Annotated in this window: 14 protein-coding genes; 12 read left to right on the forward strand and 2 right to left on the reverse strand. The window is 69.8% G+C overall.

Translation table 11 applies throughout. From position 1 onward, the window contains the following. The first annotated feature begins 43 nt into the window (after positions 1-43). Positions 44-952, forward strand: coding sequence for a methionyl-tRNA formyltransferase (gene fmt, locus H7F53_RS06150; protein ID WP_185678588.1), 909 nt, complete (start codon positions 44-46; stop codon positions 950-952). Positions 953-1,092: 140 nt separating this feature from the next. Continuing rightward, a complete protein-coding gene (truA, locus tag H7F53_RS06155) occupies positions 1,093-1,848 on the forward strand; it encodes a tRNA pseudouridine(38-40) synthase TruA (protein WP_185678589.1) in 756 nt (251 codons plus the stop codon). A gap of 252 nt (positions 1,849-2,100) precedes the next feature. On the opposite strand, the gene cobS is transcribed toward truA, so the two are convergent. Continuing rightward, entirely contained in the window at positions 2,101-3,093 is a 993-nt protein-coding gene (gene cobS, locus H7F53_RS06160) for a cobaltochelatase subunit CobS (RefSeq protein WP_425498156.1), read from the reverse strand. Positions 3,094-3,178: 85 nt separating this feature from the next. Between cobS and H7F53_RS06165 the strand changes: the two genes are divergently transcribed. Both H7F53_RS06165 and H7F53_RS06170 read left to right on the forward strand, forming a co-directional pair. Continuing rightward, the gene (locus H7F53_RS06165; protein WP_185678590.1) at positions 3,179-3,811 is read left to right on the forward strand and encodes a glutathione S-transferase family protein; all 633 of its coding nucleotides are present in this window, start codon (positions 3,179-3,181) and stop codon (positions 3,809-3,811) included. A gap of 69 nt (positions 3,812-3,880) precedes the next feature. Then, a complete protein-coding gene (locus H7F53_RS06170; protein WP_185678591.1) occupies positions 3,881-4,510 on the forward strand; it encodes a glutathione S-transferase family protein in 630 nt (209 codons plus the stop codon). Between the two features lie 25 nt (positions 4,511-4,535). Here H7F53_RS06170 and H7F53_RS06175 read toward each other — a convergent pair whose 3' ends face one another. Next, positions 4,536-5,114, reverse strand: a complete 579-nt coding sequence (locus tag H7F53_RS06175; protein ID WP_185678592.1) for a DnaJ domain-containing protein — start codon at positions 5,112-5,114, stop codon at positions 4,536-4,538. 39 nt (positions 5,115-5,153) lie between these two features. Between H7F53_RS06175 and H7F53_RS06180 the strand changes: the two genes are divergently transcribed. The 8 genes from H7F53_RS06180 to H7F53_RS06215 all read left to right on the forward strand — a co-directional run bounded on the left by H7F53_RS06180 (position 5,154) and on the right by H7F53_RS06215 (position 12,179). Continuing rightward, on the forward strand, positions 5,154-5,426 hold the full coding sequence (locus H7F53_RS06180) for a BolA family protein (protein ID WP_185678593.1): 273 nt from the start codon (positions 5,154-5,156) through the stop codon (positions 5,424-5,426). Then, on the forward strand, positions 5,419-5,886 hold the full coding sequence (locus H7F53_RS06185; protein ID WP_343061948.1) for an NUDIX hydrolase: 468 nt from the start codon (positions 5,419-5,421) through the stop codon (positions 5,884-5,886). The genes H7F53_RS06180 and H7F53_RS06185 overlap by 8 nt, the downstream gene beginning before the upstream one ends. Positions 5,887-6,016: 130 nt before the next feature. Further along, on the forward strand, positions 6,017-6,682 hold the full coding sequence (hisG, locus tag H7F53_RS06190; RefSeq protein ID WP_185678594.1) for an ATP phosphoribosyltransferase: 666 nt from the start codon (positions 6,017-6,019) through the stop codon (positions 6,680-6,682). After that, positions 6,682-7,977 carry a histidinol dehydrogenase gene (hisD, locus tag H7F53_RS06195; protein WP_185678595.1) on the forward strand — a complete coding sequence of 432 codons (1,296 nt, stop codon included), beginning with the start codon at positions 6,682-6,684 and terminating at the stop codon, positions 7,975-7,977. The genes hisG and hisD overlap by 1 nt, the downstream gene beginning before the upstream one ends. Positions 7,978-8,032: 55 nt before the next feature. Beyond that, on the forward strand, positions 8,033-8,563 hold the full coding sequence (locus H7F53_RS06200; protein ID WP_185678596.1) for a DUF1993 domain-containing protein: 531 nt from the start codon (positions 8,033-8,035) through the stop codon (positions 8,561-8,563). Further along, positions 8,560-9,003: a transcription antitermination factor NusB gene (nusB, locus tag H7F53_RS06205; RefSeq protein ID WP_185678597.1), complete on the forward strand. Its 444-nt coding sequence runs from the start codon at positions 8,560-8,562 to the stop codon at positions 9,001-9,003. Before H7F53_RS06200 ends, nusB begins: the two co-directional genes overlap by 4 nt. A 70-nt stretch (positions 9,004-9,073) precedes the next feature. Continuing rightward, positions 9,074-9,958, forward strand: a complete 885-nt coding sequence (gene thiL, locus H7F53_RS06210) for a thiamine-phosphate kinase (protein ID WP_185678598.1) — start codon at positions 9,074-9,076, stop codon at positions 9,956-9,958. Positions 9,959-10,082: 124 nt separating this feature from the next. After that, a complete protein-coding gene (locus H7F53_RS06215) occupies positions 10,083-12,179 on the forward strand; it encodes a sodium-translocating pyrophosphatase (RefSeq protein ID WP_185678599.1) in 2,097 nt (698 codons plus the stop codon). Positions 12,180-12,232: the final 53 nt, after the last annotated feature.

Genomic DNA, 12,232 nt, shown 5'->3' on the forward strand with positions numbered 1-12,232 from the left:
GGCAGATAGGGCACCGGCCCGGAAACGGAAAGCCGAGAAGCCGATGCGCATCATTGTCATGGGGACGCCGGACTTCGCGGTGCCGACGCTGGAAGCCCTGGCTGCGGCCGGGCACGAGGTGGTCTGCGCCTATACCCAGCCGCCCCGTCCGGGCGGCCGCCGGGGTCAGGAGCTGACCCCCTCGCCCGTCCAGCGCGCGGCCGAGGCCCGCGGCATTCCGGTGCGCCATCCGGTCAGTCTGCGCGATGCCGAGGCCCAGGCCGAGTTTGCCGCACTGGCGGCCGACGTGGCCGTGGTAGCCGCCTATGGGCTGATCCTGCCCCAGGCGGTGCTCGCCGCGCCGCGCCACGGCTGCCTCAATGTCCATGGCTCGCTGCTGCCCCGCTGGCGCGGTGCCGCCCCGGTTCAGCGCGCGATCCTGGCGGGCGATGCCGAGACCGGGGTGGGGATCATGCGGATGGAGCGGGGTCTGGATACCGGGCCGGTGCTGCTGGAGGGCCGCACTCCGGTGGCGGGCAAGACCGCGGGCGAACTGACCGCGGAACTGGCAGCGATGGGCGCGGCCCTGATGGTGCGCGTGCTGGCGGACCTCGCCGCCTTCCCCGAGGTGCCCCAGCCGAGCGAGGGCGTGACCTATGCCCACAAGATCGACAAGGCCGAGGCGCGGCTGGACTTCACCGCGCCGGCGGAACAGGCGGAGCGCCAGGTCCGGGCCTTCAATCCGGCGCCGGGGGCCTTCTTCGAATTCGCGGGTGACCGCTACAAGGTGCTGGCAGCGGAGGTGGTCGACGGCGCCGGCGAACCGGGCGCGGTGCTGGACGATAGGCTGACGATCGCCTGCGGGTCTGGAGCGCTGCGCCCGACCCTGGTGCAGCGTGCCGGTCGCCCTGCGATGCCGGTGGAGGAGCTGCTGCGCGGCAAGCCGATCCCGGCCGGAGCGCGGGTGGAATGACTGTGCTTGGGCCTTCTGCCGCGCGTGGCCTTCGACAGGCTCAGGCTGAGCGGATTGAAAAGCTGACAATCAGGCTCCAACCCTTGAACACCCGCTCAGGCTGAGCTTGTCGAAGCCCACGCGCAGGACCACCCCACTCCATGACCCGCTTCGCGCTCACCCTCGAATTCGACGGCACGCCCTTCATGGGGCTGCAGCGCCAGGCGCATGGTCCCAGCGTGCAACAGGCGGTGGAGGAGGCGGTCGAGTCCGTCACGGGCGAGCAGGTCACCCTCCATGCCGCCGGGCGCACCGACGCCGGGGTCCATGCCCTGGCGATGCGCGCCCATGTTGACGTGGCCAAGACGATCGCCCCGTTCCGTCTGATGGAGGCGCTCAACGCGCGGCTGCGGCTGGCGGGCTGGCCCATCGCGGTGCTGGCCTGCGATACAAAGCCGGACGACTGGCACGCCCGGTTTTCCTGCACCGGGCGCAGCTATCTCTACCGGATCGTCAACCGCCGCGCCCCGTTGACGCTCGACGCCGGCCGCGCCTGGCTGGTGAAAGGCCCCGCGCTGGACCACGAGGCCATGCACCGCGCCGCCCAGGCGCTGGTCGGCAAGCACGATTTCACCACCTTCCGCTCGAAGCAGTGCCAGGCCGACAGCCCGGTCAAGACGCTCGACCGCCTGACAGTGCGGCGGCAGGGCCATGAGCTGCTGATCGAGACCGGCGCCCGCAGCTTCCTGCACCACCAGGTCCGCTCGATGGTCGGCTGCCTCGCCCTGGTCGGGCTGGGCCACTGGCGCGAGGAGCAGGTGGCCGAAGCTCTCGCCGCGCGCGACCGCCAGGCGCTGGGCCACAACGCCCCGCCCGAGGGGCTGTACTTCGTGGCCGCGAGCTACGCGGGAGAGTGACGCGCCTTGGTCCTGATATCGGGCTTTGCTCGTAGCTTGGCCACGTCGAAACCGTCATGCTGAACTTGTTTCAGCATCCATCCAGGCTCGGGCTCAACGTCAGGGCCGGTCAGCTGGCTGAGGGCTTACGACTTGGTCGCTCCCGCTGCGCCGGGTCGACACTGGATGCTGAAACGAGTTCAGCATGACGATGTGGCCTGGGCGATCAGCGGGTGGAACCGGCATGCCTTTGTCTGGCCAGACCCGCCCCCGTCACCCCCGGCCGACCACGCTTTCCGGCAGGTCCTTGCCGAACACCCGCTGATAGTACTCGGCCACCAGCATGCGCTCGGTCTCGTCGCACTTGTTGAGGAAGGTCAGGCGGAAGGCAAAGCCCGGATCGTTGAAGATACGGGTGTTCTGCGCCCAGCTGATCACCGTGCGCGGGCTCATCACGGTGGAGATGTCGCCGGCCATGAAGCCCTTGCGGGTCAGGTCGGCGACGCGGACCATGTCGGCCACCAGCTTGGCGTCGATCTCGGGCACCTTCTTGCCGACGACCTCGCTCTCCACCGCATGCGGCAGGTAGTTGAGGCCCACCACCAGGTTCCAGCGGTCCATCTGGCCCTGGTTGATCGCCTGGGTGCCGTGATAGAGCCCCGAGGTGTCGCCCAGGCCGACGGTGTTGGCCGTGGCGAACAGGCGGAAATTGGGGTTCGGACGGATCACGCGGTTCTGGTCGAGCAGGGTCAGCTTGCCCTCGGTCTCGAGCACGCGCTGGATCACGAACATCACGTCGGGGCGACCGGCGTCATATTCGTCGAACACCAGCGCGACCGGGCGCTGCAGCGCCCACGGGAGCAGGCCCTCGCGGAATTCGGTCACCTGCAGCCCGTCGCGCAGGACGATCGCGTCGCGGCCGATCAGGTCGATGCGGCTGATGTGGGCATCGAGGTTGATGCGGATACAGGGCCAGTTGAGCCGGGCCGCGACCTGCTCGATGTGTGTCGACTTGCCGGTGCCGTGATAGCCCTGGACCATCACGCGGCGGTTGAAGGCGAAGCCGGCCAGGATCGCCAGCGTCGTGTCCGGATCGAACACGTAGCTGTCGTCGCGATCGGGCACGCGCTCGTCCGCCTGGCTGAAGGCCGGGACCGTCATGTCGATGTCGATCCCGAAGGTCGCCCGCACGTCGATGGTCGTGTCGGGGGCGGCCAGAATGGTGTTGTCTCGGCTGTCGGTCATAGGGGCGGTCATGCTGCTCATCTCGCTCATCATCGACGCGCCTATAGTCCCGGGGTGCAAGCTGCAATAAGCATTCCACGGACTCTCGGGAAGGTGCGAGGATTTGATGAAGCTGTATGGTGCATTGCTCTCGCCCTATGTCCGCAAGGTCGCCCTGGTCGCCGCGGAAAAAGGTCTTGACTGGACCATGGTGCTGGCCAATCCCGGTGGCGAGGATGCCGCCTTCCGGCAGGCGAGCCCCTTCGGCAAGATCCCGGCGATCGACGACGACGGCTTCCTGCTGGCCGATTCGAGCGCGATCGTGACCTATCTGGAGGCCAAGTGCCCCAGCCCCGCGCTGCTCCCGGCCGAACCGCAAGTGCGCGGCCGCGCGGTGTGGTTCGACGAATTTGCCGACACGATCTATTTCGCCGCCGGGATCAAGGTGCTGTTCCACCGCCTGGTCGGCCCCAAGCTGCTCAAGCGGCCCTATGACGAGGCCGTGGCCCTGCAGGGCGAGGCCGAGCTGCCGCCGATTCTCGCCTATCTCGAATCGGTGGCACCGCCCGAGGGCTGGCTGGTTGGCGAGCCTTTCTCGCTGGCCGACATCGCCGTGGCCTCGGTGCTGCGCACGCTCGCGGCCGTCGGCTGGGGGCCGGATCGAGCCCGCTATCCGGCGACGGCGACGTGGTATGCGCGGGTCGCGGCCCGGCCGGCCTGGCAGCACGTCGCCGCGATCGAGGACGCCCGGCGGCGCTAGTCCGCCCGCCGGCCATCGTGCGGCCGCAAAGAGCTGCCACGGCGGGCCATCCCGCGACGGAGCAGCAGCATGGCCGAATACACCTTCTACACCCATCCGATGTCGCGCGGGCAGATCGCCCGCTGGGCGCTGCACGAGGCCGGGGCCGATTACGAGCAGGTGCTGGTCGACTGGGCCGCCAAGCCGGCGGCGCTGCTTGCGGCCAATCCGATGGGCAAGGTGCCGACTCTGGTTCACCACGCGCTCGACGGCGAGCGCGTGATCACCGAATGCGCGGCGATCTGCGCCTATCTCGCCGAGGCCCAGCCGGGTGCCGAGTTGCTCCCGCATGACAGCGAGCGCGCCGACTACTTCCGCTGGCTGTTCTTTGCCGCCGGTCCGGTCGAACAGGCGGTGATCTCTCGTGCAATGGGCTTCGAGCCCCCTGCCGACAAGCAGGGCATGATCGGCTTCGGCAGCTTCGAGCGGACGATGGACACACTGGAAACGCTGTTCGCCGACGGCCGCGACTGGGTCTGCGGCGATCACTTCACCATGGCCGATGTCTACGTCGGCAGCCAGATCGACTGGGGGCTGACCTTCGGCACGCTGCCGCCACGCGTCGCCTTCGTCGCCAATGCCGAACGGCTTCAGGCGCGCGAGGCCTATCGGACGGCGAAGGCGATCGACAACGCGCTGATCGCGGAGCAGCGGAAATAGCGGAGGAAGGCCAGCTCACCCTGGTTCAGGCGAACAGGGTCGAGGTTTTGAGCAGGGTATAGGCCTCGACCACGGCCTGGAGCTTGCTTTCCATGCTGCGATCACCGCCGTTGCGATCCGGGTGATAGCGCCGGACCAGCTGCGAATAGCGGCTCCGCAGCGCCTTGCGGTCGGCGTCGGGGGCCAGCCCCAACGCGTCGAGCGCGCGGCGCTCGTCGGGGGTGGGGACCCGGCCGTCGGAACGGACCTGGCTGCGGAAGGCGCGGGCGCGGCCGCTGATCGCGTCGAGCGGGTCCTTGAAATCGGCCCAGCGCGGCGCCGCATCGACCCCGGCGGTGGGACGGAAGGCGCGGCTTTCCGAATCCCACCCCGCCGCAGGGTGCTGCGCGGCGAGGATCTCCTCGGTGCTCATCCCGGCGAACCAGTCGTAACCGGCGTTGAACTCGCGGATATGATCAAGGCAGAACCAGCGGTAGTCACCGGGACCGTCGAAGCCCGGCGGGCGCAGGCCGGGGGCACGGAACTCGCCCTCCTCCCGGCAGCCGGGACGATCGCAGCGCCGCCCGGCCCCGTCGATGCGGCCATGAAATTTGTCGCGTCTCACTGGCTGCCAGATGGCGCCGAATCGGCTAGATGGGAAGCCATGACCGGACCACTTGCCCAGGAAATCGCCGAACGGCTGACCGCCGCCTTCGCCCCCACCCACCTTGCCGTGATCAACGACAGCGCCCAGCACCGCGGGCACTCCGGCGATGACGGCACCGGCGAAAGCCACTTCACCGTCGAGATCGAGAGTACGGCCTTCGCCGGGCACACCCGCCTGCAGCGCCAGCGTCTGGTGAACAGTGCGCTGGGCGATATTCCCGGGCAGCGGGTCCACGCGCTCGCGATCAAGGCCCGCGCGCCCGGTGAGTGAGGCCGCCGGCGGCACCCTGCCGCGCTTGCGCCGCGCCGCCCGAATCCTGCTGCTGGACCCGGACGACCGGCTGCTGCTGTTCCGCTACTGCCTGTCCGGGCGTCCGCCGTTCTGGTGCGGACCGGGCGGCGAATGCGACCCGGGCGAGGATTTCGCCGCGGCGGCCGTGCGCGAGCTGTGGGAGGAAACCGGGCTGCGGCTGACCGATTGCGGTCCCGAGCGCGCGCAGCGGGGCGGCGAGTTCGCCACCCTGACCGGCGAATGGATCCGCTCGGACGAGCGCTTCTTCCTCGTCCGTGCCGACCGCTTCACCCCAAGCTATGCCGGGCACACCGCGGTCGAGCGGGCGGCGCAGATGTCGCACCGCTGGTTTACCCGCGCCGAACTGGCGGAGTGGCCCGAGCTGATCTTCCCGGTCGACCTACCCGCCCTGCTTGACAGCCTCACCCCGGCGCACTGACGCCAGCGACTCCCCGCTGCGTCAGCCCCCCCTGGGCCAGTGGCTCATTTCCTGTGCGATCATCACTCCTGCCCCCCCGTGCATTCCCATTTTCTTGCCCTTTGGCTCTGTGCCCCCTAGAGGCCGCACCATGTCCGCCGCACCCGAACCGCTGATCTTCGCCGTCCCCAAGGGGCGCATCCTCGACGAGGCGCTGCCGCTGATGGCAGCGGCCGGAGTGGTGCCGGATGCCGAATTCCACGACAAGGCCTCACGCGCCCTGTCCTTCGCCTGCGTGGACGCGGCCATGCGCATCATCCGTGTGCGGGCTTTCGACGTGGCGACCTTCGTCGCGCATGGCGCCGCCCAGGCCGGCATCGTCGGCTCCGACGTGGTCGAAGAGTTCGCCTATCCTGACCTCTATGCCCCGGTCGATCTCGATATCGGCCACTGCCGGCTGTCGGTGGCCGAACCCGCCTGTGCCGCCGGTGAGCCGCTGACCGCCAGCCACCTGCGCGTGGCCAGCAAGTATCCCAGCCTGACCCGGCGCCATTTCGAGGAGCTCGGCATCCAGGCCGAAGTGGTCAAGCTCAACGGCGCGATGGAACTGGCACCGGGGCTGGGCCTGGCCAGCCGGATCGTCGACCTGGTCTCGACCGGGCGCACGCTCAAGGACAACGGGCTGGTCGAGACCGCGGTGATCCTCCCGGTCACCGCCCGGCTGATCGTCAACCGCGCCGCGCTCAAGACCGACGCCCGCGTCGGCGCGCTGGTCGAACGCTTCCGGGCGCTGGTCGCCCGGCGGGATGCCGCCTGATGCTGCGCCTCAACAGCCGTGATCCCGGCTTCGCCCAGGCCTTCCGCCGGCTGGTCCGCGACCGCCGCGAGAGCGACGAGAACGTGGCCCGCGACGTGCAGATCATCCTCGACGACGTGCGCAACCGCGGCGATGCCGCCGTGGCCGAGCTGACCCAGAAGTTCGACGGGCACACGCTCGCCGCCGACGGGTCGGACTGGCGCCTTCCGGCCGAGCTCTGCCGCGAGGCCTTCGACGCGCTCCAGCCCGAGCTACGGGCGGCGCTCGAGCTCGCCGCGCAGCGCATCAGGACCTACCACGAAGGCCAGAAGCCGGCCGACCGTGACAGCACCGATGCCGAGGGGGTGCGTCTGGGCGCGGTGTGGCGGGCGGTCGATGCCGCCGGGCTTTATGTGCCGGGCGGCCGGGCGGCCTATCCCTCCTCGCTGCTGATGAATGCGATCCCGGCCAAGGTCGCCGGGGTCGAGCGGCTGGTCGTCGTCACCCCGACGCCCAAGGGCCAGGTCAACCCGCTGGTGCTCGCCGCGGCGCACCTGGCAGGGGTCGACGAGGTCTGGCGCATCGGCGGTGCCCAGGCGATCGGGGCCCTGGCCTTCGGGACCGAACGGATCCAGCCGGTTGACGTGATCACCGGCCCCGGCAACGCCTGGGTGGCCGAGGCCAAGCGCCAGCTGTTCGGGGTCGTCGGGATCGACATGGTCGCCGGGCCGAGCGAGATCCTCGTCATCGCCGACGGCTACAATGATCCCGAATGGATCGCCGCCGACCTGCTCAGCCAGGCCGAGCACGATCCCTCGGCGCAGTCGATCCTGATCACCGACGATCCGCTGTTCGCCGACACCGTGGCCGACCAGGTCGGAATCGAACTGGCCTTGCTGCCCACGGCTCGCACCGCGGCCGAAAGCTGGAACAGCTATGGCGTGATCATCGAGGTGGCGAGCCTCGACGAGGCGCCGGCGCTGGCCAATGCCCTCGCTGCCGAGCATGTCGAGCTGGCCGTGGACGATCCGGAACCGCTGTTCCGCGCGATCCGCCATGCCGGTTCGGTGTTTCTCGGCCGGCACACGCCCGAAGCGATCGGCGATTACCTTGCCGGGCCCAACCACGTGCTGCCAACCGGGCGCCGCGCGCGGTTCGCCTCAGGGCTGTCAGTGCTCGATTTCATGAAGCGCACCAGCTTCATCCAGCTCGACGCCGCCGCGATGCGGGCGATCGGCCCGGCCGCGATCGCGCTGGCCGAGGCCGAAGGTCTGCCCGCTCACGCCCGCTCGGTCGAACTGCGGCTGGGGATCTGAACCGGACCGCGCGGGCTCTTGCCGCCTGCCGTCCATCCTGTGGAGAGCCGATGCCATGACCCTGTCGCTCTATGACGCCACCGTCCCCACCTTCCTCCAGCAGCTCAACGCGCTGGCCGGCATCCTGCGCAAGGCCGAGACGTGGTGTGCGGAAGGGCACGGGAGCGAGGAGGCGCTCCAGGAGGCGACCTTCGCCGACATGAAGCCCTTCCCGTGGCAGGTGCGCTGGGCTGCGACCCATTCGCTGCAGGCGATCCAGGCCTGCCGCGCCGGGCTGTCCACCCCCGACGCGAGCCCGCCCCCGACCGCCTTCGCCGAACAGCACGCGCTGCTCGGCGCGACCATCGCCGGGCTTGAGGCGGTCACTCCGGCCGAGCTCGACGCGCTGGCCGACCAGACCGTGCTGTTCCGCATTCCGGCGCGCGGGATGGAGCTGCCCTTCACCGCGGCGGGCTACCTGCTGTCGTTCGCCGTGCCCAACTTCTTCTTCCACCTGACGACTGCCTACGACCTGCTGCGCGCCGCGGGCGTGCCGCTCGGCAAGCTCGACTATCTTGGCCGCCTGCGCCTCAAGGACCCTGCATGACCCTTTCTGCCCGCGCCCGTGCCGCTGCCCGGCTTGCCGCCGTCCAGGCGCTCTACCAGCACGAGATGGAGCGCACCCCGCTCGCCCAGTTGCTCGACGAGTTCCACCGTCACCGGCTGGGGGCCGAGATCGAGGACGCGCAGTATGCCGAGGCCGACGTGCCCTTCTTCGACGACGTGGTGAAGGGCACCCTCGCCCGCCGTGACGAGATCGATGGCCAGATCGCTGCGCGGCTGGCCGAGGGCTGGAAGCTCGACCGGCTCGACCGCACCATGCTACAGATCCTGCGCGCCGGCACCTACGAGCTGCTGGCCCGAGCCGACGTGCCCACGGCGACCGCGATCAGCGAGTATCTCGACGTCGCCCACGCCTTCTTCGATGCCAAGGAGGCCAAGTTCGTGAACGGCGTGCTGGACGCCGTGGCCCGGGCCGTCCGGTGAGCCACCACGCTCCCCCGCCCGGCCGCCAGCGGCGCACGGCGGGAGGAGCGCCCTGCCGCGCCGGCCGGACGTGACCGGCGAGCTGGCCTTCATCGCCGCGCTGCGCGCGCTGGCCACCGATCCGGCGGCGCGCGGGCTGGACGATGATGCCGCCGTGCTCGAGATCGGTGGCGAGAGCCTCGTGCTGACCCACGACATGATGGTTTGCGGGGTCCATTTCCTCCCCGGGCAGGATCCGGCCGACGTCGCGTGGAAGCTCGTCGCCACCAACATGTCCGACCTTGCCGCCAAGGGGGCCGTGCCGATCGGTGTGCTGCTCGGCTACCAGTTGTCGGCCGGGACGGAGCGCTTCCTCGCCGGGCTGGGCGAGGCGCTGGCGCACTATGGCGCCCCGCTGCTCGGCGGAGATACCGTGGGCGGCGCAGGGCCCCAGACCCTCGGCCTCACAGCGCTCGGCCGCGCCACCCATCGCCCGGTCCCGACGCGCAGCGGTGCCCGGCCCGGCGACACGGTGTGGGTGACAGGCGCGGTCGGCGGCGCGATGATCGGGCTCGAGGCCTTGCGGGCCGACCCGGCGGCCGATCCGGCCACGACCCTGCGCTACCGCCGCCCACAGGCGCGCCTCGCCGAAGGACGGGTCCTGGCGCCGCAGGTCAGCGCGATGATGGACTTGTCGGACGGCCTCCTGCTCGATGCACTCCGGCTGGCCCGTGCCAGCCGCGTCACTGTGACGCTGGAGAGCGGCGCTGTCCCGCTCGACTGCCCCGAGCCTCGCCGCGCGGAAGCGCTGCGCTGGGGCGACGACTACGAGCTGCTGTTCACCCTGCCGGCCGGCTGCCCCTGTCCGGTTCCGGCGACCCGGATCGGGACGGTGCAGGACGGTGCCCCCGGCCGGCTGCTGGTGGACGGCATCGATCAGGGCGAAGCCGCCGGACTGGGCTTCGTCCACCGCTAGGCAGCGCCGCGCAATAACGGTTGCACGCGGCCGGAAACCTCCATAGCCCTTGGATTCGGCGACCCCGGGAACAACAGCGGGGCGCCGATCGAGAGTAGGATACCACCACAAGGAGGGGCAGCGCGTGAATTTGGTCACGATCGCAATCGTCCTGGGGATGCTCGCCGTGGTCTACGGCTTCATCACCAGTCGACAGGTACTCGGAGCGCCAGCCGGCACCGAGCGGATGCAGGAAATCGCCGCCGCGATCCAGGAGGGGGCGCAAGCCTACCTGAAGCGGCAGTACTCAACCATCGGGATTGTCGGCGTGGTCGTCGCCGCGATCATCTTCGGCACGCTGGGCGGCATCTCTGCCGCTGGCTTCGTGATCGGCGCCGTCCTGTCGGGCGCGGCCGGGTTCATCGGCATGAACGTCTCGGTCCGCGCCAATGTCCGCACCGCCGCGGCGGCTCAGAGCGGGCTGCAGGCCGGCCTCACCCTGGCCTTCCGCGCGGGCGCGATCACCGGCATGCTGGTGGCCGGCCTCGCGCTGCTCGCGATCGCGGTGTTCTATGCCTACCTGATCGGCCCGGCCGGCTACACGGTCGGCGGCGAGGACCGCACCGTGGTCCAGGCGCTGACCGCGCTGGCCTTCGGCGCCTCGCTGATCTCGATCTTCGCGCGCCTCGGCGGCGGGATCTTCACCAAGGCCGCCGACGTCGGCGCCGACCTGGTCGGCAAGGTCGAGGCGGGCATTCCCGAGGACGATCCGCGCAACCCGGCGGTGATCGCCGACAACGTGGGCGACAATGTGGGCGACTGCGCCGGCATGGCCGCCGACCTGTTCGAGACCTATGTCGTTACGGTCGGCGCAACCATGGTGCTGACCGCGCTGACCCTGAAGAGCGCCGGCGCCCTGCTGATGCCGCTGATGGCGCTGCCGCTGCTGATCGGCGGCGTTTGCATCGTCACCTCGATCATCGGCACCTACTTCGTCCGCCTGGGGGGCTCGAACAACATCATGGGGGCCATGTACAAGGGCTTCCTGGTCACCGCGATCCTCTCGATCCCGGCGATCTGGTGGGCGATCGGCGCGGCGCTGGGCGATATGGAAACGCCGATCCCCGGCACCGACTACAACGGCCGCATCCTGTTCTACTGCGGGCTGCTGGGGCTGATCATCACCGGGCTGATCATCTGGATCACCGAGTACTACACCGGCACCAACTACCGTCCGGTCAAGTCGATCGCCCAGGCCTCGGTCACCGGGCACGGCACCAATGTGATCCAGGGTCTCGCCATCTCGATGGAGGCGACCGCCCTGCCCACCCTGGTGATCGTCGCGGGGATCATCATTGCCTTCAAGCTGGCCGGTCTGATGGGCATTGCCTATGCCGCCACGGCGATGCTCGCGCTGGCTGGCATGGTGGTCGCGCTCGACGCCTATGGCCCGGTCACCGACAACGCCGGGGGCATCGCCGAAATGGCCGGGCTCGACGATTCGGTCCGCGAGAAGACCGACGCGCTCGACGCCGTGGGCAACACCACCAAGGCGGTCACCAAGGGCTATGCGATCGGATCGGCCGGCCTCGCCGCGCTGGTGCTGTTCGCCGCCTACACCACCGACCTCAGGGAGTTCTTCAACGGGATCACGGTCGATTTCAGCCTCGAGAACCCCTATGTCATCGTCGGGCTGCTGCTTGGCGCCCTGCTCCCCTACCTGTTCGGGTCGATGGGCATGACGGCGGTGGGCCGCGCTGCGGGTGACGTGGTGGTCGACGTGCGCGACCAGTTCCGCGACAATCCGGGGATCATGGCCGGCACCTCGAAGCCGGACTATGCCCGCACGGTCGATCTGGTGACCAAGGCCGCGATCAAGGAGATGATCGTGCCCTCGCTGCTGCCGGTGCTGGCGCCGATCGCGGTGTACTTCATCATCACCGCGGTCGCCGGCCAGGCCAACGGCTTCGCCGCGCTCGGCGCGCTGTTGCTGGGCGTGATCGTGGGCGGCCTGTTCGTTGCCCTGTCGATGACCTCGGGCGGCGGCGCCTGGGACAACGCGAAGAAGTACATCGAGGACGGCCACCACGGCGGCAAGGGCTCCGACGCCCACAAGGCCGCGGTGACCGGCGACACGGTCGGCGATCCCTACAAGGACACCGCCGGACCGGCGGTCAACCCGATGATCAAGATCACCAACATCGTCGCCCTGCTGCTGCTCGCCGCGCTCGCCGCGCACTGAGACGCAACCGGAGCGACCACCGCGGGTCCACGGGGACCCGCCCCTTCAACCGC

The organism is Novosphingobium piscinae, from assembly GCF_014230355.1.
GTDB classification, from domain to species: Bacteria; Pseudomonadota; Alphaproteobacteria; order Sphingomonadales; family Sphingomonadaceae; genus Novosphingobium; species Novosphingobium piscinae.